The following is a 24,304-nucleotide window of genomic DNA, read 5'->3' on the forward strand; positions in this document are numbered from 1 at the left end:
GGCCGTCTTACGAGCAACCGAGGCTCTCGCCGCAATTCAGGCACTTGTAGCAGGCGCCATTGCGCACGGCGACGTGACCGCAGTTTGGGCAGGTGGGTGCGTCCTGCTGGCCGACGATCATTTTCAACAGATCGTTCGCCGGCTTGGTCGGCGCGGAGAGGACCTTTGGCATCCGGCTGGCCGCCGTGGATGACACCGGGATGACATCAGTGTCATTGTCCGCAATGGCCAGTTCGGCGACCGGGCGATTCACTTTTTTCTTCAATTCTTCGACGAGGTCGGGCATGGGCAGCTCCTGTTGGCCGCGGCTGGGCGAGTGGGCCTCGCGGTAGCCGGGCAGGAACTGGAACGCCAGCCAGCGGAACACGTAATCGGTGATGGACGAGGCGTTCCGAATTTCGGGGTTCTTGGTGAAACCGCTCGGTTCGAACCGTTGATGCGAGAATTTCCGCACCAGCGCCTCCAGCGGCACGCCGTATTGGAATGACATGCTGGTCAGCGTGGCGATGGAGTCCATCAGACCGCCGATGGTGGAGCCTTCCTTGGCCATGGTGATGAAAAGCTCGCCCGGCGTGCCGTCATCGAAGAGGCCGACGGTGAGGTAGCCCTCGTGGCCGGCGATGTCGAACTTGTGCGTGAGCGCCTGACGCGTTTCGGACAGGCGCCGGCGCAGTGGCTTGCCGGATTCCTGCTGGAGTCGTTCCACCATGGTTTCGAGCTCCCTGATCCGGAGTTCGAGGGCGGAAACGTTGGCCGTGGCGGCGGCGGACTTGTCGCCGCCTTCGTTGGTTTTCTTCGTGTTCAGGGGCTGCGAGCGCTTGGAGCCATCCCGGTAGATGGCGACGCACTTGAGGCCCATGCGCCAGGCGTCAACGTAGGCGTTGCGGATGTCCGCCACGGTTGCCTCGTTCGGCAGGTTGACCGTTTTGCTGATGGCGCCGCTGATGAAGGGCTGGGCTGCCGCCATCATCTTCAAATGGGCGAGATAATGGATGCTGCGCTTGCCCTTGGCTGCACGAAAGGCGCAATCGAACACAGCGAGATGTTCCGGCTTGAGGCCGGACGGAATCACCTGGCCGTTTTCTTCCACATCTTCAATGGTGTCGTGCTTTTCGACGTGGGCGAGGATGCCCTTGATCTCGCCTTCGTTGTAGCCCAAGCGTCGCAGCGCATCGGCCACGCCACGGTTGACAATCTTGAGCATGCCGCCGCCGGCGAGGAGCTTGTATTTCACCAGCGCAATGTCGGGTTCGACGCCGGTGGTGTCGCAATCCATCAGGAAGGCGATGGTGCCGGTGGGGGCGAGAACGGTGACCTGGGCGTTGCGGTAACCGTATTGGAGGCCCTGTTCAAGCGCGCGGTTCCAGCAGTCCCGGGCTTCGTTCTTGAGATAGTTGAATTCCCGGCTCGGATGAATGTCCTCGACGGCGTTGCGATGCAGTTTGACGACGCCGAGCGTGGATTCGATGTTGTCCTTGGCCAGCGGCTTGGTCACGCCCGAGCACCGCGCGTCGCGATAACCCGGGAACGCCCCCAGGCTGCGGGCCATGGCCGCGCTCTGCGCATACGCTTCGCCGGTCATGATGGCGGTGATGGCTCCGGCCAGGGCACGACCTTCGTCGCTGTCGTAAGGCAGTCCGTAGCTCATGATGAGCGAGCCCAAATTCGCGTAGCCGAGGCCGAGCGTGCGGTAAATGTGCGAGTTTTCCGCGATGGTCTTGGTGGGGTAGCAGGCGTTGTCCACCAGAATTTCCTGCGCCGTGATGTAGATGCGCACGGCCGCTTTGAAGCGTTCGATGTCGAACTTGCCGTTCTCGCGTTTGAACTTCATCAGGTTCAGCGACGCCAGATTGCAGGCGGTGTTGTTCAGGAACACGTATTCCGAGCAGGGATTCGTGGAGTGAATCGGTTCGGTGCCCTTGCACGTGTGCCACTTCTGGATGGCGCCGTCGTATTGCAGTCCCGGGTCGCCGCACACCCAGGTGCCCTCGGCAATTTTATCGAGAAGGGTGCTGGCGTCTTTCTTCTGAAGCGGTTTGCCGGTGGTAATCGACCGCGTCCACCACTCGCGTCCATCCACGGCGGCCTGCATGAATTCGTCGCTGACGCGGACCGAGAGGTTTTCGTTCTGATACATGACCGAGCCGTAAGCTTCGCCATTGAACGAGCCGTCGTAGCCCTGTTCGATGAGCGCCCAAGCCTTGCGCTCCTCCTTCTGCTTGCAATCGATGAACTCCTCAATGTCCCCGTGCCAGTCGCGGAGGGTGTTCATCTTCGCGGCGCGGCGGGTTTTGCCGCCGGATTTCACGACGTTCGCCACCTGATCGTAAACCTTCAGGAAGGAGAGGGGACCGCTGGGGCGTCCGCCGCCGGAGAGCTTTTCCTTGGAACTGCGGATGGGCGTCAAGTCCGTGCCGGTGCCGGAGCCGAACTTGAAGAGCATGGCCTCGGCATACGCGAGGTGCATGATGCTTTCCATGTCGTCCTCGACCGACTGGATGAAGCAGGCTGAGCACTGCGGATACTCGTATTGGGTGGCGGCGCGCTGGGCCTCACCGGTGGCCGGATTGTAGTGCCAGTTGCCCTTGGTGGAGTTCTTGCCGATGCCGTATTGGTGGTAGAGGCCGACGTTGAACCACACGGGTGAATTGAAGGCGCCGTATTGGTTCAAGCAAAGCCAGGTCAGCTCCTCATAGAACACTTCGCCGTCCTGTTTGCTGAAGTAACCATCCTTGATGCCCCAGTCCGCGATGGTGCGGGTAATGCGGTGGATCAACTGGCGCACGGACACTTCGCGCTCCGAGGTGTTCATCTCGCCGTAGAAATATTTCGAGACAACCACTTTGGTGGCCAGTTGCGACCAGGTCTTCGGCACTTCGACGTTTTCCTGCTTGAAAATCACCTTGCCGGAATCGTCGGTGATTTCCGCCGTGCGCCGGTCCCACTCAATCTGGTCGAACGGATTGACCCGGGCGTCGCTGAACACCCGGTCAATGGCGAGCATTTCCCGCCGGGTCAGGCCCGGCCTTCTGGTTGAACGCTTGGAGCTCACAGGGCTCTTGCTGGTGTTTCGGCGCCCGTTCTTGGTGGGTGCCGACGGCAAAACTTCATCGCGCGCGTCGATCATGGCAAATTTCCTTCAAAACTATCGTTGTATCCGGCTACCTGTCCAAGTTGTCCTACCATCAACCCAGACCGTCAGCCGCCCCCCAAAACGGCAATAATCCTGAGCAATTTTGCGGTTTCTTGGGGGTGGTTCGCCCCAACCGATTGGGGGTTGCGGCGACCTTACCCACAACCAATTGGGCCGCCAAGGTTTTTTTCAAAAAAGTTACGCGAACGATATTTACGAGCGAAAGGCGCCGTCCCGAGGGGCGGAAATGGGCACCGATTTGGCAGGTGGAGAACCGCTATTTTGCTCTTTTCGAACGCCTTTTCGCCGGATGTGGGCGCCTGGCATTGGGAGTCGGCTTGAACTTCCGCTTGGGATCAATGGTCTTCGGCCGTGCCCGGGGCAGCAGGTGCAGCGGACAACCCTCATAACCGAAGGCCGTGCGGAGTTCGTTGGCGAGATATTTCTTATACTGGTCGGAGAACAGCTCGTCGCGATTGACGAAGAGCACGAACGTCGGCGGAGCCTGTTTGACCTGCGTGGCGTAAAAGAACTTCAGGCGATGGCCGAGATCGCTCACGGGTTGACGTTTCTCCACGGCGTCATGCAACGTGCGGTTGAGGAGGGCGGTGGGGATTTGCTGCTGCAACTGCGCCGCCACATAGCGCACGGCTTCCAGCAGACGTTCGAGCTGAAAGCCGGACTTGGCCGATGTGAAGATCACCGGTGCATAGTCGATGAAGAACAGCTTTTCCTGCACCCACTGGCCAAATTCGGAGAGCATCACCATTTTTCCGCGCTGGCCATGATGCTTTTTCTGCCGTCGGCGCATTTCTTCCTCCTGCGCCTTGCGCACGTCTTCGGCCACCAAATCCCATTTGTTTACGACGATGATGCACGCCTTGCGGGCGGCCACGATTTTGTCGCCGATTTTTTTGTCCTGCTCTGTCACGCCCATTTCGGCATCCAGCACGAGCACCACGATGTCGGCCCGCTCGATCGAATCCTCCGAACGCTGCACGCTGAAGAACTCCACCGTGTCATCCACCCGCCGGGCTTTGCGCATGCCCGCAGTGTCGATCAAAACGTATTGCTGCCGGACGCCGTCGGTTTCGACTTCGAACGGCACGTCAACCGCGTCGCGGGTGGTGCCGGGAATCGGGCTGACGATCACCCGCTCCGATCGCGTCAGCGCGTTGATGATGGAGGATTTGCCCACGTTCGGCCGCCCGACGATCGCCAGTTTCAGGGGTGCCGGGGTCGCCGGGGCTGTTGGTGATTGGGTGGAGTCTTCGGGTGTGCCGGGCGTGTGCGTTGGCAAGGCAGCCGCCCGTGAATCGGGCGGAAGCAGCTTCAACGCGGCGTTCATCAGTTCGGCAATGCCGCCGCCGTGAATCGCGCTGACGGGAAACAGCGATTCGAAGCCGAGCCGGGCAAATTCGGCCAGGCCCGCTTCGGCCTTGCTGGTGTCCACCTTGTTCACGGCCACCAACACCGGCTTGCCGCGCTGGCGCAGGCGGGCGGCCACTTCCTGATCGAGCGGCACGATGCCTTCCTGCACGTTGACGACGAGCACGATGACAGCGGCCGATTCGAGGGCGATGTCCACCTGTTGAATGGCGGCGGTGGTGATGGCGTCCGGTGATTTTTCACGGCGCAGCAAGCCGATGCCGCCGGTGTCCACCAAGGTGAACGCCCGGCCCCCCCATTCCACCTCGGCACTGACGCGGTCGCGCGTCACGCCCGGCAAATCATGCACGATGGCGATGCGCCGTCCGGCGACGCGGTTGAACAACGCGGACTTGCCGACATTCGGCCGGCCCACAATGGCAATCAGTCCTGACATACCGCAAAAATGCCGGACCACCGTCGGTGACGAAAGGGAAAAGGAACAGCGAAGAGCAGGCGTCAACTGCCGGCCTACGTTTGGGCGCGGAGAACGAGGAGCGGCACGGTGGCCTTGTGGCGAACGGTGTGAATGACGCTGCCGAAAATAAAATCACCAATCAGCCGGTGGCCGTGGCTGGTCATGGCGATGAGGTCGCAGCCTTCCGTTTCGCTGGCCCGCAGGATTTCCGTCGGCGGATCGCCCAGGGCCAGCAGCGTCGTGACTTTCAATCCGTCTGCGCGCAGCGTTTCGGCCGTGGTTTCAAGATAGGCGCGGTCATCCTTCATTTCTTGAGACTCCGCCAGCTTCAGCCGGTCGAAATTGCGTGCCACCCAGCCGTCGGCCACGTGAACAAGCAGTAGCTCTGCACCGACGCAGTGCGCCAAATGGCTGACGTGGGGCAACAGCGTCCGGTCAGTCTGGCTGTTTTCCAGGGCAACGAGAATTTTGTGATACATGGCGGAGCAGGGCGCGCCTCGCGCGTTCATTCGTGGTTAATCATGCGGCGATGCCGCCGTTCGGGACAGGACGGCGTTCCGTCGAGATGACGCGACGGGTCTTTTCCGGCCGGCGTCGCGCTGGTGCTTCACTTCCCGGCCAGCCACGTGATGATGCCGAATTCATCTGCCAGTAGTTTAAGGTTCAAGATGACGATGACAGCCGCGATCAGCCACGCAAGCATCTTCAATCCCGCGGGGATGACGAACTCGCCCATTTTACGGCGGTCGCTGGTGAAAAGAACCAGCGGGATGACGGCGAAGCTGAGTTGCAGGCTCAGGATGACCTGGCTGAACACGAGCAGCTTGGCGGTGCCGGCCTCGCCGGAAATGGCGGTGACGACCACGGCGGGAATAATGGCAATCGCCCGCGTAATCAAGCGCCGCAGCCACGGCCGCAGGCGAATTTGCAGGAAGCCCTCCATGACAATCTGACCGGCGAGCGTGCCGGTCAGCGTGGAATTCTGTCCCGAGGCCAGCAACGCGAGGGCGAACAGGATGCTTGCGACGGTCGTGCCCAGCGTGGGCGCGAGCAGCTTGTAGGCGTCCTGGATTTCCTCCACCTGCTGGCCGGTGCGATGAAACGCCGCCGCGGCCAGAATGAGGATGGCGGCGTTGATGAACAGGGCGAACATCAAGGCAATGGTCGAATCCAGCGTGGCAAAACGGATTGCCTCGCGCTTGCCGGACGCGTTTTGCTCATACTTCCGCGTCTGCACGATGGAGGAATGCAGGTAGAGATTGTGCGGCATCACCGTGGCGCCCAGGATGCCGATCGCGATGTAAAGCATTTCGGGATTCTTGATGACCTCGAGCCGCGGCACGAACCCGCCCAGGATGCCGCTGAGGGACGGGCGGGACAGAATCAAGTCCACGGCAAAGCATCCGCCGATCACCAGAATGAGCGTGATGACAAAGGCCTCCACCCAGCGAAATCCCTTGTTTTGCAAATACATCACCGCCATCACGTCAAAAGCGGTGATCACACAGCCCCAGGCCAACGGCAGGCCAAACAACAGATTCAACGCGACTGCCGAGCCGATGACCTCCGCGAGATCACATGCGCAAATGGCGATTTCGCAGAGCAGCCAGAGAACATGCGTGACCGGCCGCGAGTAATGATCACGGCAGGCTTGCGCAAGGTCGCGCCCGGTGGCGATGCCCAAACGAGCCGCCAGTGATTGCAGGACGATGGCCATCAGGTTGGACAGTAGAATGACGCTGAGCAGGGTGTAGCCGAAACGTGAACCGCCGGCCAAGTCCGTCGCCCAATTGCCGGGATCCATGTAACCCACGGCCACGAGGTAGCCCGGGCCGGAAAACGCCAGCAGCTTCCGCCAGAAATTGAACCGCGCCGGCACGAGCACGGAGCGGTGAACTTCGGGCAGGCTTGGTGTCTCGCGCGACGAGCGCCAGCCGGTTTCCGCAACCGGCTTGGCTGGTTTATTCCCATTCATGGCTGGTGTGTCAACGTGCGGCTTCGTCCGGGGAATCCGCGTGCGCCACGCAGATCTGGCGCGCGAGATTGAAGGCGACGTGATGTTCCTTCGAGCCGACGCGCAGGTGGAGCGGACCTTCGAAGGGGGCCTTGCCGATGACCTCGATGCAGGCGGTGGGCCGGATGCCGAGCGAGGCAAGATAAGTCAGTTGAAGGGAGTCCTGCGCCATGACGCGCGACACGACCACGCATTCGCCCTCCCCGGCTTCGGCCAGACGCAGGGTGGTTTGCCGGGGCAGGGTGCCGTCCTTGGCCGGGATGGGGTCGCCATGCGGATCCGTTTCCGGATGGCCGAGCAGGGCGGCGATTTTATCCTCGAACTCCTCCGAGATGTGATGCTCCAGTTTTTCAGCCTCGGCGTGCACCTTGTCCCAGGAATATCCGAGCGCCTCGGCCAGGTAGAGCTCCAGCAGGCGATGATGCCGGATGATTTCCAGCGCAATCTTGCGTCCGGCGGTTGTCAGCACCACCCCATGATAGGGGGCATGCTTCACGAGTTTGAGTTCTGCCAGTTTTTTCAGCATGCCCGTCACGCTGGGCGCCGATACATCGAGCCGCTCGGCCAACAGCACGGTGGTTGCCTCGCCCTGGTCAGCTTCCACCAGAAAGATGGCCTTCAAGTAATCTTCCACCGCCTCGGTGCGCATAACATAATTTAGGCAAAACTAATAAATTATTTAGGAATGTCAATCCGAGATTGGGCAGGGTGTGGCGGTGGAATTGCCCGGTTGTCCGCGGCGGCCGCCTCGGGCAGGATGGCCGGGTGAAACTCGTGGATGTGCAACAGGTCGGAAACGAATTGGCAATTAAATGGGCGGACGGCACGGAATCCTTCATTCCGCTGGAAAAACTGCGCCGGGCCTGTCCGTGCGCTGGATGCAAAGGGGAGATGGACGTATTGGGCAACCTTTACAAGGGCCCGGATATTGCCTTGCGTCCCGAGTCGTTCCGGCTGCGGCGCATCACGCCGGTTGGCACCTACGCCCTCCAGCCGTCGTGGGAAGACGGGCACAACAGCGGCATTTACTCGTATGATTATCTTGCCCGCGTGGCGGATGCCTGAAGCGGGTGAACAAAAAACCGCTGCTGGGATGACCAGCAGCGGTGTGAGAGTTTGCCGATGGAGGTTTACTTGACGGTCGAACCGTCGCGCTTGCTCCAATCGTAGGGCTTGCCACTGTCCCAAGCGCTCCAGTCGGGTTCGCCGGAGTCGTCATTGGGCATAGCCGTTTTCAGGTAAGTGGTTTTCGTCGGCTGAAAGTCTTCGTCTTGAACGATGGTTGGCGTGATGAAGACAATCAGGTTACCCTTCTCGCGGCTCTTTTTATCCTGTCGGAAGAGCAAGCCAAGTCCTGGAATGTCTCCCAAAACCGGAACTTTGACGTTGCCAGTGCTGGTATTGTCTTGGATCAAGCCACCCATGACGAGTGTGTTGCCACTCGGAATCATGACGCTGGTTTCAAGCGTCCGCGTGGCAAAGATTGGCACATCAAAGCCTTGGCCGCCCACGTTGAACTTTTGCACACTATCCAGTCGCATCACGCGCGGACTCACCTTCAGGTTGATGAAGTCGTTGGCGGAGATACGGGGAGTCACATCGAGGCGGACCGTCAAGTTGGAGTAGGCGATTTGCGACCCGCCAGTCGTGTTTGCGGTGCCCGCAGTGACATTGATGATTGGATATTCAGTGCCGACTTCAATGTGTGCGGTGTCGTTGTCCAATGTGACGGTCCTGGGAGACGAAAGGATTTTCGACTCCGTGTCATTGTTGAGGAAAGACAAGACCGCATTAACTCCGTCAGCATTCAAGAAGGCAGTGGCCGGGCTTCCCATCGTGCCAAGAATGACTTTCGAGTAATCAGACGCCAATGGAGCTTGCTCGGATGCGCTATTAACCGGTCCAAACTGGCGATTGTTGCCAAAGCTAACGTTCTGGCCTTTGAGTGTGCCGGACCAATCAATTCCCTTGACCGTGCTTGGATTCATTGACGTTTCCACCAAACGCGCTTCGATCAGGACCTGTTTTGTGCGCGTATCGAGGCGGGCAACGAGGTTCGTCACATCGTTCAATTCCTTCTCGGTGGAAACGACCACCAACTGGCTGGTGCGCGTGTCGGCGACCACTTTGCTGCGCTTGTCGGTGAAGGAGGCAGTGACGGCTGCGAGCACGTTGCTCGGGCTGGCGTATTGCAACTGAATCGTCTGGGTGACGAGCGGATCGGGCGCGGCCGGATCTTTCACCGTGACGCGGGTGATCTTGACTTTCGGATCATCCACGGCTTGCAAACCGTAGTTGCTCAGCAGGGCGTTGAAGGCCTGTTCGGCGGTGATGTTTTCCCAACGGATGGACACGGTCGGCTGCGGCGCGGCCTTGCCGTCCGGACCAACCTGGCCATAAGCCACTTTGGGATCGATCATCAAATTGATGCCCGCCTGGCGCGCGAGATTGCGGATCGCATCGAGCAGGGGAGTGTCGTCGATGACAATGAGCGGAATGACGCCTGACGATCCGCCGGTCGGGGCGGCGGCGGCCTCCGTGGCAGCCGGAGCGGCTGCGGTGGCCGGGGCGGCGGTTTCGGCAGCCGGGGCCGGCGTTGCTTCGGCGACGACGGGTGCCGGGCTCGCGGCGGGTTGTTCCGCCGGGGCGGCTGCTGGAGTTTCCGCCGGGGCCGGTGTCGCCGGCTCGGCGGACTGTTGTGCGTGAGTCATCATGGCGGTGGCCACCAGGACGCCCAGGGTGGTTAGGATCAGTTTCGGTTTCATGCGGTTGTTGTTGTTCAGGGCCATCGCCCGTTTGTTAATTTGTTTTCGGCCAATACGAGGGAATTTTAGCAGCCCGGGTGCCAAGCACGGTTTCGGGCCGGTTTTGCCGCTTTGCCATCCAAGTTGCGCACAGTTGTGTGGCTGATTGTCCGTGCTTGGGACATGCCTTGGTGGGCACGGGCGGCGGTGTATGTCAAAGTCCGGGACGCAGCTTGAGTTCCTGCTGTTTGCCGTCCACATCGACGACGACTGAGTCTTCGCGGATGTCAAGGCAGCGGACACGGACGCGGGACTTGTCCACAGCGATGTCAGCTTCTTCGCCAACGACCATCGTGCGGCCGCTGATGAGGGCGAAGCGTTTCGCTTCGGTGCCGGAGATGCCTTGCAGGACCAGGCTCACAACCGGGGCTGCAGGAGTCTTGCCGGTGGCCGCCTTGGCCACCAGCCGGCTCGAATTTGGGAAGAAGGGATCGCGGCCGTCGGCGACCGTGGTGGGGATGGAGAATTCGGACTTGGGAATCTCAATCACCGAATTGGTCGCGGCGGGTTGCGGTTTCGCTTTGGCCGGTGCGTTCGTCGCGGTGGCGGCTTTGGCCGTCACCATGAGGACCGATGAAAGCGCCAGGCCGGCCAGCAATGAGTAGCGGAATTGTGGGAGTGTTTTCATCGACGGGCCTCAGGACTGATTCGGTTTTACCAGGAAGACGATGTCCATTTTAAACGTGAGCTTTTCCGGCTCGCTCGCCGCCTGGCCGGTGTTCGGAGTCACGTCCAGGTTGATGATGCGCGCGAATTGGAACTGATTTTCAAAGTCGGCGATGAACATGCCGAGATCCTGATAATAGGCCGTGCCGGCGACGGTCAGCGTGGCCTGGGAGTAGGGGAACTTGGGCAGCAGCGTGTTCTCCGTGCGGTTCGGCTGGCTGATTTGCGGGATGTCAATTTTGCGGCCCTCTTTGAAGTTGCGCATGGTGGTGACCACCCACGAGTAGATGTCGCCGCTGGCCATCTGGCTTTCCAACGCATCGAGCTTCTCCTGTTCGGTGTCGCGGTCCGCCTGGATCTGATCCTTGCGCGCCAGCATTTTTTGCATGTCGGCAAGCTGGTTCTTCAATTTCTCCGTGGTGTCGGATGCATGCCGTTTTGCATCGAGCTGGTAGGACAGGATGGCAAAGCCCCACGCCGCAGCCAGCATGACCGTGACGAGCCAGACCAGAATGACCTTGTTTCGCTTTTCCTTGGGCAGCTTGTTCATGGGTTAATCCTCAGGGGTGGCTTTTTTGGCAACGAGCTTCGCTTTCCCGGTGGAGGGCGCGTAACGGGTGGATGACGTAATCGGCAGGCGGACCTTTTCCGGCAACTGCGATTGCAGGGTGAACTGCACCACCGGCCGTCCGGTTTCCGGCCAGACCTGCGGGGGCGAAAGGCTGACCAGGCGCAGCTCGTTGTTCGTGCCGATCAAGCTGGACAAGTAATTGTTTTTGGCCAGCGCCTCCTTGAATTTGTTGACCTGATCGCCGGGGTTCGGACTGGCGTCGCGGGCCTCCAGCACAAGCGTGATGTTCTCGGCGGACGTGGCGGGCTTCAGCACCTTTTTGTCCGCTGACTTCGACTTCGACTCGTCGGTGACCGTGTAGTTGAACTCGGTGCGCAGGTGAATGAGCTGGACGTTGTCCACGTAAACTTTTTGCAGCGCGTTCAACAGGCTGCCTTCAGGGAACCGTTCCGAGGCGAGGATGTTCAGCCCCCGGACGTTGAGGTTGAGCTGCTGCAGCTTGTTGTAGTCTCCCATCACTTCGGCGTAGTCGTTGGTGATGGCCTGGATTTCCCGGGCGAAGCCCTTGGCCTTGGCGTCGGTGCGGATCACATCGGACTGAATGACCACCGAGGCGACGGCCATGAGCGCCACGCACAGGGCGCCAAAGATCATGGCGCGCTTGACGGGATCCTTGCGGCGCAATTCCTCCGCCGCCTGGGCTTCTGCAAGTAGATTGAGTCGTATAGGCATGGTTACAGGGCGGCCACGGCAGCGCCGATGGCCACGGTAAGTTGCGGGGCGACCGCATCCAGTTCAGCGGTTTGTTGCGGGGGCAGGGCGGGTTGCAGAAAAACGGTTGGATTCCAGGTTTTGCATTCTGCCATCAGCTCGACCTGCAGCAACTGGTTGATGAGTTCGGAGCCGGAGGAACCGCCCGAGACAAAAATCTGCGAGACGATCTTGTCCTGCTGGTGCTCGAAATAGTCAATGGATGCGCGCAGCTCGCGGCCCAGGGCCGTGACCATCGGCTCCAGATGCGGCTGGACCTCGGAAGCCATGCCGACCTTGATGCCCTCGGCCTCGGCGTAGCTGATGCCCATCGCTTCCGCCAGGCTGGCGGTCAATTTGTCGCCGCCGATGTTGACGACGCGGCTCAGGGCCAGATCGCCTTCCTGCAAAATGCTGATGGTGGTGTTTTTGAAGCCGACATCAATCAGCGCGACGTTTTCGCGAGCAAAAATTTCCGGCATGGCCAGCTCAAACGCATTGACCGGACCGACGATGGCCGGGGTGACGCTCTCCGCGCTCAGTCCGGCGCCTTTGATGGCCTCTTGAAGGTCGTCCATCAACTGGCGGCGTGCGCCGCCCACGAGCACGCGGTGTTTTTGCAGGCCGGTGGGCAGCTTTGCCTTGCCTTCGGCGCTGGGCGCCGTTGGCGCCTGTCTCAAAGGCGCAATGAAGCAATCGAAAACGTAGCCGGGCAGATCCTGCTGCAGGTAGTTCTTTGAATTCATCCTCAACACCTGCCGCATGTCGTCCACCGGCATGAGCGGCAGCTCGGCGTGGCGGACGACGGAATCATTCACCCCCAGCACGAGCGTCGTGGCCTTGGTGCGCGCGTTGAGCGCCTCCGCCACGGCCTTCAAATGTTCGCCCAGCATGTCGGCGGACAGGCTCTTCTCGTAAATGGGCGCGTCCAGCACTGCAAAGCCGGTGAGGATGAATTTGTCCCCCTTCTTTTGCAGGTGGATGGCCTTGGTGGTGCGTCCCCCCAAATCGACGGAGATGATGCTATCCCGTTTCTTGGGGCCGGAGCTGTTTAGAAATGGCAGCGCCATGGCGTTTCGTGTTCGGTAAAATTTTTTGCGTTCAAGCCGGCAACCTTGTGGCGCCGAACAGCGGCGCACAAACTGTCTCCGGGGCAGAACCAACGTTCCCGCCGTTCCGAGCCCGGCGACCCGCGGTGCTGCAATTTCTCCCGCAGTCGGCTGGCTATTAGCAACCGCCGCGCCAGCTTGCGCAATTATGCGAAAACGGCCTGCTGAAACTGAGAAATGCCATCCGGCGCGCCGGTGAGCGTCCGGCGGCTGTCCAAAGGCAGGGCAATCCTGCCTTGTTCTTCAACCAATCTTGGCGAGTTGCCGGGCCCGCTGTTGCAAGGCCTCGACGAAGAGTTGAATCAGCGGCGTGGCGCGGCCGCGCCACAGGGCGCCGACGGCCACTTTCGGGAAGTCCGGCAACGGGACGATGCGGGCGCCCGGTCCAATTTTGACGCCCGGAATCTGCACGGCGATGCCCACGCCAAATCCATGCGCCACGTAGGTTTGAATCAAATCCAGCGAGCTTACTTCAATGCTCGGAAACCAGTCGATGTCCCGTTGGGCGAGCGTTTGTTGCAGATGTTTGGTGATGACCTCCGCGGCGGGCATGCAGATCAGCGCCTCGTTGATGGGGTCCTGTTCCCACAACTGCTCGGCGTTTGTGATCTTGCTGCTGGCGGGCACGAGCAACATCAGGGGCAGCTCCAGCAGCACCTGCGAATTGATGCCCGGGGTGGCGCGCTTTTCAATGAGCGTGACCGCGAGGTCGATTTCCTCCCGCAACAACAAGCTTTCCAATTCGCCCTGATAACCCTCGCGCAGCGCCACGCGCAGCTGCGGCAGTTTTTTTTGCGCATGCTGGATCAGGTCCGGCAGGTGGTCGCGCAGCACGATGGTGGAGGCGCCGATGCGGATGTGCTGGGCCTGGCCGCCTTGCAGTTCGGTTTCGAGGGCGCCCAGATTGGCAAAGAAGGGCTGGATGAACTGGTAAAGCTTCTCGCCGGCCGGCGTGAGGGCGAAGGGACGCCGGTGGAACAGGGTCACGCCCAGATGCTCCTCCAACTGGGCCACCTGGCCGCTGATGGCCGGTTGTTGGATGCCGTAAGGCATGTTGCGCACGGCTTCGGTGATGCCGCCATGACGGGCCACATAGTAAAACAGCTCCAAGTGGTGAATATTCATAGGCTTCCGGGCAACCGCCGGCATGCTGGAAACCCCGCCTTCGAATTGCAAGCGTTCAGCCACCGGCGGTGTTCGGCGATCGCACAAAGTTTTTGCCTAAAGTCCAACCCGGAATCCGCCGATACATGAGGTTGGTGTGGCCGAATTCCGGCCGGTGAACGGGCCGTTGGTGGCGTGGATGCGCCGCGGGGCTCGCCGGTAGGGAGTTCGCCGCCGCCGCTGGACGCTTGAAATTCAGCCAAAACAAGAATCTGACGACGTTCACCCGCGTGGTGATCCTCACGGCCTTTTATTTTGTGGGCGGCATGTTGGGGAAGCAGGCCTCGTTCATGTCGGGCAGCGTCGCCCTCGTCTGGCCGCCGGCAGGAATCGCCCTGGCGGCCATTTTGTTGTTCGGCTACCGGTTCTGGCCGGGCGTGGCGCTGGGCGCCGTGTTGTTCTCCCTCATGAACGGCGTGCCGCTGGGCTTTTTCACCTTCGGCACCGCGGTCGGGAACACCGTCGGCGCGGTGGTGTGCGCCTTCCTGCTCCGGCAGAGTTTTGTCTTCAACAATGCGATGGAAAGCACGCGCGGCGTCGTGGGCTACATCGGCCTCGCGTGTTTCCTCGGCACCACGGTCAATGCCGCCTTCAACGTCGTCGGGCTCGCCTACGCCGGCAACGTGGCGTGGACGAATTTGTTTCCGGGCATTCTGGAATGGTGGGTGCCCAACGCGCTTGCCGCCCTGGTTGTGGCGCCGTTTCTGATTACCTGGGCCACGCCGGCCGCCAGCATTTCGTGGCAGCCCCGGCTGGTCGCGGAAGCGGTGATCTGTGCCGTCGGGCTCGTCGTGGGCACACTGATTTCGTTTCAATCGTGGTTTGTTTACGGCATTCAAAATTATCCGCTGGCGTATCTGCCCTTCCCCTTTCTCGTCTGGGGCGCGCTGCGGTTTGGCCAGCGGGGCGCGACCACCGGCACCCTGGTGGTGAGTGTGCTGGCCATTCACTCGCTGCTCCACGGGCGCGGGCCCTTTGTCACGCACACCGAGCGGGACAGCTTGATGCTGATTGGCAGTTACATCGGCATTCTGGCAGTCACGAACATGCTGCTGGCCGCGGCCGCCGCCGAACGCCGGCTGGCCGAGCGGTCCGTGTCCCAGAGCGAACGACGGTTTCGGGCGGTGGTGGAGGATCAGACTGATCTTATCTGCCGGTTTACGCCCACCGGCGAGATTACGTTTGTGAACGGCGCCTACTGCCGGTTTCGCGGCCGGACCCAGGCGGAACTGCTGGGAACAAATTTCCTGCAAACGCTCAATGCCGAAGATCGCGCGGTGGCGTTGAGTTATTTCAATGATCTGCCGCCGACGCAGCCGGCGGTTTCGTTCGACCACCGCGTCGCCGGCGCGGACGGCGCGGAACTCTGGCAGCAGTTCACCGTGCGGCATCTGTTTCCCGAGGGCGACGGGCCGCATGAATTTCAGGCCGTCATTCAGGACATCACCGCGCGCAAACAATCCGAACAGGCCCTGCAGGCCAGTGAAAAAAAATATCGTTCGCTCGTGGCCAACATTCCCGACGTGGTGTGGACGGTGAACGCCCGCCGCGAGTTGATTTACATCAGCGACAACGTCGAGACCATCCTTGGCTTCAAGCCGCGCGAAATCATGTCGCTGCCGGGCGCATGGTGGCTGGACGGCATCCACCCCGATGACGTGGCCCAGGTGGAAACGGCGTATCAAAAACTGTTCGAGGGCGGCGAACAACTGGACGTCGAATATCGCTTCCGCCGCGCCGACGGCGAATGGATCTGGCTCCAGAGCCGGGCGACGGCGACGCGCGTGGCGGATGGCGTGTTGTGCACGGACGGGTTGCTGTCGGAGATCACCCAGCGCAAACGGTCGGAGGAAGCGCTGCAACAGGCCAAGGAGGCTGCGGAGGCGGCGAACCGGGCCAAGAGCCAGTTCCTCGCCAACATGAGCCACGAGTTGCGCACGCCGCTCAACGCCATCATCGGGTTCTCCGAAATCCTCGGCGATCAAACATTCGGTCCGCTAAACGAACGCCAGTTGCGCTACGCCGGCAACATTTTGAACAGCGGCCGGCACCTGCTCCAGTTGATCAACGACATCCTTGATCTCTCCAAAGTCGAGGCCAGCCGGATGGAGCTGGCCCGCACCGCGTTCAACGTGGGCGACGCGTTGAACAACGTGCAGGCCATCGTCAAATCCCTCGCGAACAAAAAGCACATCGCACTGGAAATGAAGGTGGCGGCGGACCTCGCGCCGCTGAACGCTGACGAAAGCAAGTTCAAGCAGATCATGTATAACTTGCTCAGCAACGCCATCAAGTTCACGCCCGATGCCGGGCGCGTCACCGTCACAGCCACCGGCGAACCCGCCGGGGCTGACGCGGATCCGACTGTGTCGGGCTGGCTGCGCGTGGGCGTTGGCGACACCGGCATCGGCATTCACCCGCGTGATCATGAACGCATCTTTCATGAGTTTGAGCAGGTGGATTCCTCCTACGGCCGGCAACAACAGGGCACGGGGCTCGGGTTGACGTTGACCCGGAAATTGGTCGAGTTGCACGGCGGCCGGTTGTGGGTGGAGAGCGAAGGTGTCGAAGGGCGGGGCAGCACCTTCACGTTTTTGCTGCCACTGGTGCGGAACGATGAACGGCCGGGCGAATTCGCCTCCAGCGACGGCGTGCTGCGGCCACTGGTGCTCGTGGTGGCAACGGCTGAAGAACGGCAGCAGCTGGTGAGCGATTGCCTGCGGCGCGCGGGCTACGGCGTGGCCGCGGTGCCGGGCGTGGCGGCGCTGCGCAGTGAATTGCAGCGCAGCCGGCCTTACGCGGTGGCCATGGATGAACAGTTGCTGCCGGCGGGCGACGCCGGGACGGCTGATCTGCGTTCCATGATTCCGGGCGGGACGCCGGCGATCGTGTTCTCCACCACGGCCGATGGTTCGCCCGGCTTCAAACTGTGGACTGAAAGTGACGCCGGCTGGGAACCGTTCCGGCCGCGGCTCGTGGAGGCGATTCGCCCGACGGCATCCACCAGTGCCAAGGAGGTCCGCACCGTGGTGGTGATCGACGACGAGCCGGCGTTGCTGGAGCTGTTGACCAAGACGCTCCTTTACAAGGGATTTCAAGTGCTGCCGTCCACGGATGGCCGGCGGGGCATTGAATTCGCCGCCGGATTTCATCCGGATGCCATCATTCTCGACCTGAGCATGCCGGAATGCGACGGCCGTCAGGTGCTGGACCAGCTGCGGGCGCGGCCCGAGACCCGGCAGATTCCGATTCTGATTCATACGGGCACGGTGCTGAACGAAGACGAGCGCCAGCGCCTCGCGGCCCACGTCCACTCCATCACCTTCAAGACCAATCACGCCGGGTTGTTTGAAGACCTGGCGCGGCTGGAGGCAACCGCCGAAGCCACCGTCCAAACATGAACAATCCTTCGCCCCATCGCGTGCTGGTGGTTGAGGACAACGTGCTCAACCTGGAACTGGTGACCGACCTGCTGGAGGCCGCCGGCTATGTCGTCTGGCCCGCCCGCACGGCCGAGGAGGGCTTGCACCGCGCCCAGCATCTGCCGGATTTGATTCTTATGGATCTCAGCCTGCCCGGCATGGATGGTCTCGCCGCCATCCGGGCGTTGCGCACCGGACCGTTGACGACTGATCTGCCCATCATCGTCCTGACCGCACATGCAATGAAGGGCGACGAGGAAATCGCCCGGGCTGCCGGTTGCGACGGCTACCTCACCAAACCCATCGACACCCGCACCTTTGTCGAGAAGGTGGCCGGGTTCATCGCGTTTGCCCATTTGCGCCGGACCATCGATACCCCCACGAATTAAGGACACATGAACACAACGACACTCGAAGCCAAACCGGTCCACCCCGCCACACCGCCCCCCCGGGGACATGTGCTGGTGGTGGACGACGAAGAACAAAACCGCATGCTGCTGCGCGATTCCCTCGAGGCGCACGGCTACGAAATCGCCGAAGCCGCAGATGGCGAGCAGGCGCTGCAACAGATCGCCGAACGGCCACCCGATGTCGTGCTGCTCGATGTAATGATGCCGCGCATGGACGGTTTCGAGGTGTGCCGCCGTTTGAAAAACAACCCCGCGACCGCGGGCATTCCGGTGCTGATGGTGACGGCGCTTTCCGAACGCAAGGAGCGCATGATGGGCGTGGCCGCCGGGGCCAACGACTTTCTGAACAAGCCGGTGGACATTCAGGATTTGACCCTGCGCGTGCGCAATGCCGCTCAGCTGCGCCGCCTCTTTGCGCAATTGCAGCAGGAGCAGGAAAAATCGGAACGCCTGCTGCGGAACATCCTGCCGCCCGCCATCGCCGAGCGCATGAAGCGGGGGGAGACGCACTTTGCCGAGCATCATCCGGAGGTCACCGTGCTGGTGGCGGACCTCGTTGGTTTCACCGAATTGTCCGCGCACATCAGCCCGGATCAGGTGGTCAGTCTGCTGAACGAAATCTTTTGCGCCTTCGACGAGGTGGTGGCGCGGCAGGGGCTCGAAAAAATCAAAACCATCGGCGACGCCTACATGGTGGCGGGAGGCCTGACGCAGCCGCGCGCGGATCACGCGGAGGCCGTGGCCGGGCTGGCGCTGGCCCTGCGCGCCGAAGTGGAGCGCATCAATCGCGAATACAGCACCTCCATCCGCGTTCGGATGGGCATCAGCACCGGGCCCGTCGTGGCGGGCGTGATTGGCCGGAAGAAAATCAGCTACGACCTGTGGGGCGATTCGGTCAACCTGGCCTTCGGGCTGGAAGCCGCCGGCGAGCCCGGCACCATCACGGTTTCGGGCGCCACCTTCGAACGCGTTAAACACAGCCATCGCTTCCAACGTCGCGAGGGCGTGCCGGTCAAGGGCCACGGGGCGGTGACGGTTTATCAGTTGTTGGGCCGCATTTGAGCCGCTTCGGCGGCACCGGCCGGCGGGCCGCGCGGCCGGGCATGACCGGGGTTTGGGCGGGAGCAAATCGCTTGTTCCGTCCGTCTGACCCTTTAAAGTCATGCCACTCATGCGAGGCCTGTTAACAATTGCGGCCGTGGGGCTGGGGCTGCTCGGCGCCGCGGCGCAAAACAGCCCGCCGCCGGACGCGGCGCTGACCAACGCAATCCGCTCGGCGCGTCTTCAGCTTCAGGGCCGCCAGCCGTCGTTGACGCCGGCCGAAATCACCCGGCAGGCCGAAACGCTGGGCCGCTCCAACTGGCTCGCCTCCGCCATCGTCAAAGCGATTGAGACGCGCGACTTCACCAATGCCGCGGCGTGGTTGAAGGAGTTTCCCGGTCGCGTCGACGACCTGCAACAATACGGGCAACCATTGTTGTATCGCGCCGTGTCGCAGAACCAGCCCGAGCTGCTGGCCTTCCTGCTTCAGCAAAAGGCGAATCCCGATGTGGCCGGGCCGTTCAACGATTCACCGCTCGTGCAGGCGCTCCAGTCCCGCCGGTGGAACATGGCCTGCCAGTTGATCGAGGCGGGCGCTTCGGTGATGGGCACGAATCGTTTCGGGCGCAGCGCCGCGGGCGTCTTCTTCGAGAGTTGGTATCCGGGCAACCCTGGCGAGCCGGGCATCACGAATCTGGTGCCGCTGATGTTGCAACACGGGCTCGATCCGTTCGCGCCTGTGCGTGCGGGCAGCCCGGTTTCGCTGGTGGAAGAATGCCTGAGCCGCGAGAGCAACTATCGTTCGTTTGGCTTCGGCCCGCGCCTTTGGTCGGGGCCCAGTTCGTCGCCACCACAGGCGTTGTTCGGCGATTTGTTGCTGACGAACCAGCCCGGTCCAGCGCGGCTCACCCCGCTCGGTGACACGGCCCTGCATCTGGCGGTGTGCTGGCAGCGCACCAATCTCGTCGCATTCCTCCTTCACGCCGGATTCACCATCGATCAGACCAACGCCGCAGGGCTGACGCCGTTGCAGGAACTGGTCGGTCGCGGACTGTCGTTCCAGTCGGTCAGTCCCGGATTCACTTGGATCGGGTCCGGTATTGGACCAGCGTCACCCACGTCGAACACCAATGCGTTGCCCGCCAGCATCCCGGACTTCCTGCTCGCGCAGGGCGCGCGGCTGGATGTGTTTTCCGCGGCGGGACTGGGCCGCACCAACGAACTCGCGGCCTTGTTGCGCGAAAATCCGCATCTGGCCGGCGCTCGCGACGGTTACGGCCGCACGCCGCTGCACTACGCGGCGTTGAATGCGCCTTGGGGTGGCATGGTTGCATTCGGCCCGATGGCGGTGCGCCAGCAGATGGTGATGCCGGGGCGTTCGGGTTTGGCGCGGCCGGGGGCGCCGGATGAACCGATTGTTCGGGTGGTTCAACGGTTGTTGCAGGCGGGCGCTGATCCTTCCGTTGCGACCACGCGGAAAGTGCGGTTCGCGCGCAACCTCGGCGACATCCCGGCCGGGACGACGCCCTTGCATCTCGCCGCCAAGGCTGGCAACGCCACCTTGCTGCACGCGTTGCTGACGGCCAAGGCGGACGTGCAGCGCGCCGACGAGACGGGCGACACGCCCTTGCACCTGGCCGCACGCACGTGGCAGACCAACGCGCTGGCGCTGCTGCTGCGGGCGCACGCGCCGTTGGAGGTGACGAATCACGCCGGCCAGACGCCGTTGCGCGCGGCCGTGGAAGCCGGCATGAGCCCCGAAGTCGCCGCGCTGCTCGACGCCGGGGCCAGTCCCACCAACGGCCTCGGCGGCAGCACGTTGGTGCACCTGGCGGCGGTGCGGGGCGACGTGGCCACCTTGCGGGTGCTGTCCGCGCACCGGCTCGCGCTCGATACGCCGGATGGTTCGGGCCGCACACCATTCGAACTGGCGGCCACGGCCAGGCGGTGGGACGCCATAACGTTTCTGCGCGAAGCGGGCGCCAACCTCAATGCCGCCGATCACGACGGCAACACGGCGTTGCACCTGCTCGCGGCCGAGCAGGATGACATGGTCAATCACGAGGCCGCCCAGTCATGGTGGGAGCGGTGGGAGCGCAATCGCCTGGCCCAGCCGGGCCTCGTGGGTGGCGCCTTGCGCTGGCTGATGACCAAGAAAGTCCTCACCCCGCCGGCCGGACCGGTGTGGACGAACACCAGTCTCAGCGCGTGGTTGCTCGACAACGGCGCGCGTGTGAATGCCACCAATCACGCTGGACAGACGCCGTTGCACGTCCTGTGCGGCGCCAACTGGTTGAACTGGTATGACCTGAACCAAACCTCGAACCGCCTGGCCGTTTTGCTGAACGCGGGGGCGCGGCTCGATTTGACCGACACGAACGGCCTCACGCCGCTGCATCTCGCAGTCACAAACGCTTCACCTGCGCAGCTGGCCTTTCTGCTCAAGCAAGCCGGGCGCGGCGTGGACATGCGGGATGCGCGGGGGCGGACGTTGTTGCACGTCGCCGTGCTGGGCGCGCGCGACAATCTCGATCGTGTGTCGGCCTTGTTGTCCGCTGGCGCGGACCCGAATGTGCGCGACCGGCAAGGGCAGACCCCGTTGCTCCTCGCGTTGTCGTTCCGTAACGATGGCTACGACTGGCAGCGGTCGCGGCTCGTGCAGATGTTGTTGACGAATCGCGCCGACCCGAATCTGGCGGACGCGCGCGGCGACACGCCGCTGCATTGGGTCATGCGAAACTACGCTTCGAACTGGGACTATCCGGCGCGCGACTTTGTTCCGCTGCTGCTCACGAACGGCGCGCAGCCCAATGCCCGCGACCGGGCCGGGCTGACGCCGCTGCATTGGCTGGCGTCTTCCAGCAACGGCTTTGTGCATCCCTTCGGCCAGATCGGCCCCATCCTGTTTGATGCGCGCTGGGATTACGCCGCGCGGGATCCGGTGGGCGACGCGCCCGTTCACCTTTGGATTCCGCACCTGCAAAATTACTGGGACGACATGGAGGGCTTCAAACGCGTATTGACCAACCAGCATCTGGTGAACTTCACCAACAGCGCGGGGGACACGCCGTTGCACCTGGCGTTGAAGGCGGACAAGGATTTTCTGGCGCGCGCGTTGATGCAAATCGGCGCCGATCCCACGCTGAAGAATGCCGCGGGCGAAACCGCCCTGCGCCTGGCCGTCGAGCGGTCGCCGGGCTTTTTCGATCAGGAGGTGCGTCCACCGGGGGCGCAACATCGGTTCTTCGACGCCATTCGCCTGCGGGATCGGGCGGATTTGAACGGCTGGCTCACGGCGGATCCGAGTCTGGCCACGGTGACCAATCGCGACGGGGCGACGGCGTTAATGGCGGCCACGGATGCAGGCGATCCCACAAACATCAACCGCCTGCTGGAACTGGGCGCGCCGCTGGATGCGCTTTCGGCGTTGCGTCTGGGGCGGATGACTGAATTTCAAAAACTGCTGGAAGCTGCGCCTCGTCCGGTGCCTGACGCGTGGCTGTTTGAAGCCGTGCGGTTCGGCCGGCTGGATGGCTTGCAGGCGTTGCTGGCGGCGGGCGCCTCCGTGGAGGCCGCCGATGGCGACGGACACTCGTTGCTGTTTCGTGCCACCGCCGCGAAACGCGCGGACCTGGCGGAATGGCTGCGAATTCAGGGCTGCCGTCCGACGTTCTTCGACGCGATCGAGGAGGGCGACATCGCTGCGTTGGACGCCTTCGCGACGGCCGATCCCGCTTGCGTCAGCCTGACCAATCGCAACGGCGCGACGCCGCTGTATGATGCGGCGACGGCCGGCCGGACGGAAGTTGCGAAATGGCTGTTGCAGCACGGCGCGCCGGTGAACGCGCCCATTCCCGGCGGCTGGACCGCGCTGCACGCCGCCGCGATGAACGATGCCGTCGAACTGGGGCGCGTGCTGCTGGACGCGGGTGCCTCACCCAACATTCTGGGACCGGGCGGCATGGGGCCGTTGCATCTGGCGGCGGCGCTGGGAAACACCAACTTCGCCGGCTTGTTGTTGGCGCGCGGCGCGGACGTGAATTTGATTTCGCCGGTGCAGGGCGGTTATTTCGGCAACTCGCCGCTGCATTGGGCCGCGCACTTGGGGAAGGTGGACATGTTCAAGTTGTTGCTGGCGCACGGCGCGGACTTGAAGGCGCTGAACCGCCAGAAGGAAACGCCGCTGGAACTTGCCCGGGCCAATACGCGCGGCCGACACCTTGGATTTCCCTGGCCGCCGGGGACCTCCTACCGTTACGACCCGGCCATGCAGCGGTCGCCACAGCGCGAGGTCCGGTTGCGGGAGCTGGAAGCGGCGGCGGCCCAACATTGATGGAACTTTCGGTCCTTCACATAAATCAATTTTCACTTGGCAGCCGCTTCCTGCTAAAACACCTTCCAACTTCCCCGGCGTTCGCCGTGGGTGGTTTCCCGGAACATGAAACGGCTGCAACTCATTTTCGCGATCCTGGTGCTCGCTTCGCTGGGCACGGGCTGTTCGTTTCGGCGGCTTGCCGTGAACCAGCTGGGCGATGCGCTGGCGTCCGGCGGCAGCACGTTCGCCAGCGATGATGATCCGGACCTGGTCAAGGCCGCCGTGCCGTTCAGCCTGAAGTTGATGGAATCCCTGCTGGCGGAAAGCCCGCGGCATCGCGGTTTGTTGCTCGCCTCCTCCAGCGGGTTCACGCAATACGGCTACGCGTTCGTGCAGGAGGACGCCGACGAGCTCGAAGACACGGACTTCGCGCGGGCCGAGGCGCTGCGCACGCGGGCGAAGCGGCTTTACCTGCGGGCGCGCGGCTACGGCCTGCGCGGTCTCGAAGCGGCGCACCCGGGCTTCACCAACGCGCTCGTGGCTCATCCGCGTCAGGCGGTGGCGCAGCTCAAAAAGGCCGATGTGCCGCAGGTGTATTGGACGGCGGCCGCGTGGGGCGCGGCCATTTCGCTGGGCAAGGATGATCCGGCGCTGCTGGCCGAGATTCCGCAGATGGAGGCGTTGATTGACCGGGCGCTGGTGCTGGACGAAAGCTGGGACGAGGGCGCCATTCACGGGTTCCTCATCAGTTACGAAATGAGCCGGCAGGGCGTGCCGGGCGATCCGGTGGCGCGCGCGCGACAGCATTTTGAGCGGGCCATGGAATTGACGGGCGGTCACGAGGCCGGTCCGTTGGTGGCGTATGCCGAGTCCGTGTGCGTGGCCCAGCAGGACCTGCCGCAATTCGAGGCGTTGCTGCACCGCGCCCTTGCCATCAATCCGGACGAGCATCCGCAAACGCGCCTCGTGAACCTTATCATGCAGCGGCGTGCACGGTGGTTGTTGACGAAAAAGGAAGATTTATTTCTGAACGTGCCGCCGCCGGCGTCGCACTAAGTT

17 protein-coding genes are annotated in these 24,304 nt (G+C 62.5%); 6 read left to right on the top strand and 11 right to left on the bottom strand.

What is annotated here, in order from left to right; translation table 11 throughout:
- Positions 1-7: 7 nt before the first annotated feature.
- The 5 genes from VFV96_18440 to VFV96_18460 form a co-directional block, all read right to left on the bottom strand.
- Entirely contained in the window at positions 8-3,127 is a 3,120-nt protein-coding gene (locus VFV96_18440; GenBank protein HEU5072384.1) for a vitamin B12-dependent ribonucleotide reductase, read from the bottom strand.
- A gap of 283 nt (positions 3,128-3,410) precedes the next feature.
- Entirely contained in the window at positions 3,411-4,958 is a 1,548-nt protein-coding gene (gene der / locus VFV96_18445; GenBank protein ID HEU5072385.1) for a ribosome biogenesis GTPase Der, read from the bottom strand.
- A 74-nt stretch (positions 4,959-5,032) separates the two neighbouring features.
- Positions 5,033-5,488, bottom strand: coding sequence for a universal stress protein (locus tag VFV96_18450; protein ID HEU5072386.1), 456 nt, complete (start codon positions 5,486-5,488; stop codon positions 5,033-5,035).
- A 98-nt stretch (positions 5,489-5,586) separates the two neighbouring features.
- Positions 5,587-6,954 carry an Nramp family divalent metal transporter gene (locus VFV96_18455; protein ID HEU5072387.1) on the bottom strand — a complete coding sequence of 456 codons (1,368 nt, stop codon included), beginning with the start codon at positions 6,952-6,954 and terminating at the stop codon, positions 5,587-5,589.
- Between the two features lie 10 nt (positions 6,955-6,964).
- On the bottom strand, positions 6,965-7,642 hold the full coding sequence (locus tag VFV96_18460; GenBank protein ID HEU5072388.1) for a metal-dependent transcriptional regulator: 678 nt from the start codon (positions 7,640-7,642) through the stop codon (positions 6,965-6,967).
- A gap of 59 nt (positions 7,643-7,701) precedes the next feature.
- Here VFV96_18460 and VFV96_18465 point away from each other — a divergent pair, with 59 nt between their 5' ends.
- On the top strand, positions 7,702-8,058 hold the full coding sequence (locus tag VFV96_18465) for a DUF971 domain-containing protein (protein HEU5072389.1): 357 nt from the start codon (positions 7,702-7,704) through the stop codon (positions 8,056-8,058).
- 65 nt (positions 8,059-8,123) lie between these two features.
- Here VFV96_18465 and VFV96_18470 read toward each other — a convergent pair whose 3' ends face one another.
- The 6 genes from VFV96_18470 to VFV96_18495 form a co-directional block, all read right to left on the bottom strand.
- Positions 8,124-9,998 carry a secretin N-terminal domain-containing protein gene (locus VFV96_18470; protein HEU5072390.1) on the bottom strand — a complete coding sequence of 625 codons (1,875 nt, stop codon included), beginning with the start codon at positions 9,996-9,998 and terminating at the stop codon, positions 8,124-8,126.
- Complete coding sequence (locus tag VFV96_18475; GenBank protein HEU5072391.1) at positions 9,952-10,425, bottom strand: hypothetical protein; 474 nt, start codon at positions 10,423-10,425, stop codon at positions 9,952-9,954. Before VFV96_18475 ends, VFV96_18470 begins: the two co-directional genes overlap by 47 nt.
- Before the next feature lie 9 nt (positions 10,426-10,434).
- The gene (locus VFV96_18480; GenBank protein ID HEU5072392.1) at positions 10,435-11,013 is read right to left on the bottom strand and encodes a hypothetical protein; all 579 of its coding nucleotides are present in this window, start codon (positions 11,011-11,013) and stop codon (positions 10,435-10,437) included.
- Between the two features lie 3 nt (positions 11,014-11,016).
- Entirely contained in the window at positions 11,017-11,766 is a 750-nt protein-coding gene (locus VFV96_18485) for a hypothetical protein (protein HEU5072393.1), read from the bottom strand.
- A gap of 2 nt (positions 11,767-11,768) precedes the next feature.
- Positions 11,769-12,854 (bottom strand): pilus assembly protein PilM, encoded by a 1,086-nt coding sequence (pilM, locus tag VFV96_18490; GenBank protein ID HEU5072394.1) that lies wholly within the window; start codon positions 12,852-12,854, stop codon positions 11,769-11,771.
- Positions 12,855-13,136: 282 nt separating this feature from the next.
- Positions 13,137-14,018 (bottom strand): LysR family transcriptional regulator, encoded by an 882-nt coding sequence (locus tag VFV96_18495; protein HEU5072395.1) that lies wholly within the window; start codon positions 14,016-14,018, stop codon positions 13,137-13,139.
- 227 nt (positions 14,019-14,245) lie between these two features.
- On the opposite strand from VFV96_18495, the gene VFV96_18500 reads away from it, so the two are divergent.
- The 5 genes from VFV96_18500 to VFV96_18520 all read left to right on the top strand — a co-directional run bounded on the left by VFV96_18500 (position 14,246) and on the right by VFV96_18520 (position 24,301).
- Positions 14,246-17,458: an MASE1 domain-containing protein gene (locus VFV96_18500; protein HEU5072396.1), complete on the top strand. Its 3,213-nt coding sequence runs from the start codon at positions 14,246-14,248 to the stop codon at positions 17,456-17,458.
- On the top strand, positions 17,455-17,868 hold the full coding sequence (locus VFV96_18505) for a response regulator (GenBank protein HEU5072397.1): 414 nt from the start codon (positions 17,455-17,457) through the stop codon (positions 17,866-17,868). The genes VFV96_18500 and VFV96_18505 overlap by 4 nt, the downstream gene beginning before the upstream one ends.
- Positions 17,869-17,874: 6 nt before the next feature.
- Positions 17,875-18,951, top strand: coding sequence for an adenylate/guanylate cyclase domain-containing protein (locus tag VFV96_18510; protein HEU5072398.1), 1,077 nt, complete (start codon positions 17,875-17,877; stop codon positions 18,949-18,951).
- A 100-nt stretch (positions 18,952-19,051) separates the two neighbouring features.
- Positions 19,052-23,263 carry an ankyrin repeat domain-containing protein gene (locus tag VFV96_18515; protein HEU5072399.1) on the top strand — a complete coding sequence of 1,404 codons (4,212 nt, stop codon included), beginning with the start codon at positions 19,052-19,054 and terminating at the stop codon, positions 23,261-23,263.
- Between the two features lie 105 nt (positions 23,264-23,368).
- Entirely contained in the window at positions 23,369-24,301 is a 933-nt protein-coding gene (locus VFV96_18520; protein HEU5072400.1) for a TRAP transporter TatT component family protein, read from the top strand.
- Positions 24,302-24,304: the final 3 nt, after the last annotated feature.

The organism is Verrucomicrobiia bacterium, from assembly GCA_035765895.1.
Classification (GTDB): domain Bacteria; phylum Verrucomicrobiota; class Verrucomicrobiia; order Limisphaerales; family DSYF01; genus DSYF01.

Coding starts and splice junctions, on each gene's coding strand:
- VFV96_18440 (HEU5072384.1), bottom strand. CDS start 3,127: ATGATCGACGCGCGCGATGAAGTTTTGCCGTCGGCACCCACCAAGAAC.
- der (HEU5072385.1), bottom strand. CDS start 4,958: ATGTCAGGACTGATTGCCATTGTGGGCCGGCCGAATGTCGGCAAGTCC.
- VFV96_18450 (HEU5072386.1), bottom strand. CDS start 5,488: ATGAACGCGCGAGGCGCGCCCTGCTCCGCCATGTATCACAAAATTCTC.
- VFV96_18455 (HEU5072387.1), bottom strand. CDS start 6,954: ATGAATGGGAATAAACCAGCCAAGCCGGTTGCGGAAACCGGCTGGCGC.
- VFV96_18460 (HEU5072388.1), bottom strand. CDS start 7,642: ATGCGCACCGAGGCGGTGGAAGATTACTTGAAGGCCATCTTTCTGGTG.
- VFV96_18470 (HEU5072390.1), bottom strand. CDS start 9,998: ATGTGGACGGCAAACAGCAGGAACTCAAGCTGCGTCCCGGACTTTGAC.
- VFV96_18475 (HEU5072391.1), bottom strand. CDS start 10,425: ATGAAAACACTCCCACAATTCCGCTACTCATTGCTGGCCGGCCTGGCG.
- VFV96_18480 (HEU5072392.1), bottom strand. CDS start 11,013: ATGAACAAGCTGCCCAAGGAAAAGCGAAACAAGGTCATTCTGGTCTGG.
- VFV96_18485 (HEU5072393.1), bottom strand. CDS start 11,766: ATGCCTATACGACTCAATCTACTTGCAGAAGCCCAGGCGGCGGAGGAA.
- pilM (HEU5072394.1), bottom strand. CDS start 12,854: ATGGCGCTGCCATTTCTAAACAGCTCCGGCCCCAAGAAACGGGATAGC.
- VFV96_18495 (HEU5072395.1), bottom strand. CDS start 14,018: ATGAATATTCACCACTTGGAGCTGTTTTACTATGTGGCCCGTCATGGC.
- VFV96_18505 (HEU5072397.1), top strand. CDS start 17,455: ATGAACAATCCTTCGCCCCATCGCGTGCTGGTGGTTGAGGACAACGTG.
- VFV96_18510 (HEU5072398.1), top strand. CDS start 17,875: ATGAACACAACGACACTCGAAGCCAAACCGGTCCACCCCGCCACACCG.
- VFV96_18515 (HEU5072399.1), top strand. CDS start 19,052: ATGCCACTCATGCGAGGCCTGTTAACAATTGCGGCCGTGGGGCTGGGG.
- VFV96_18520 (HEU5072400.1), top strand. CDS start 23,369: ATGAAACGGCTGCAACTCATTTTCGCGATCCTGGTGCTCGCTTCGCTG.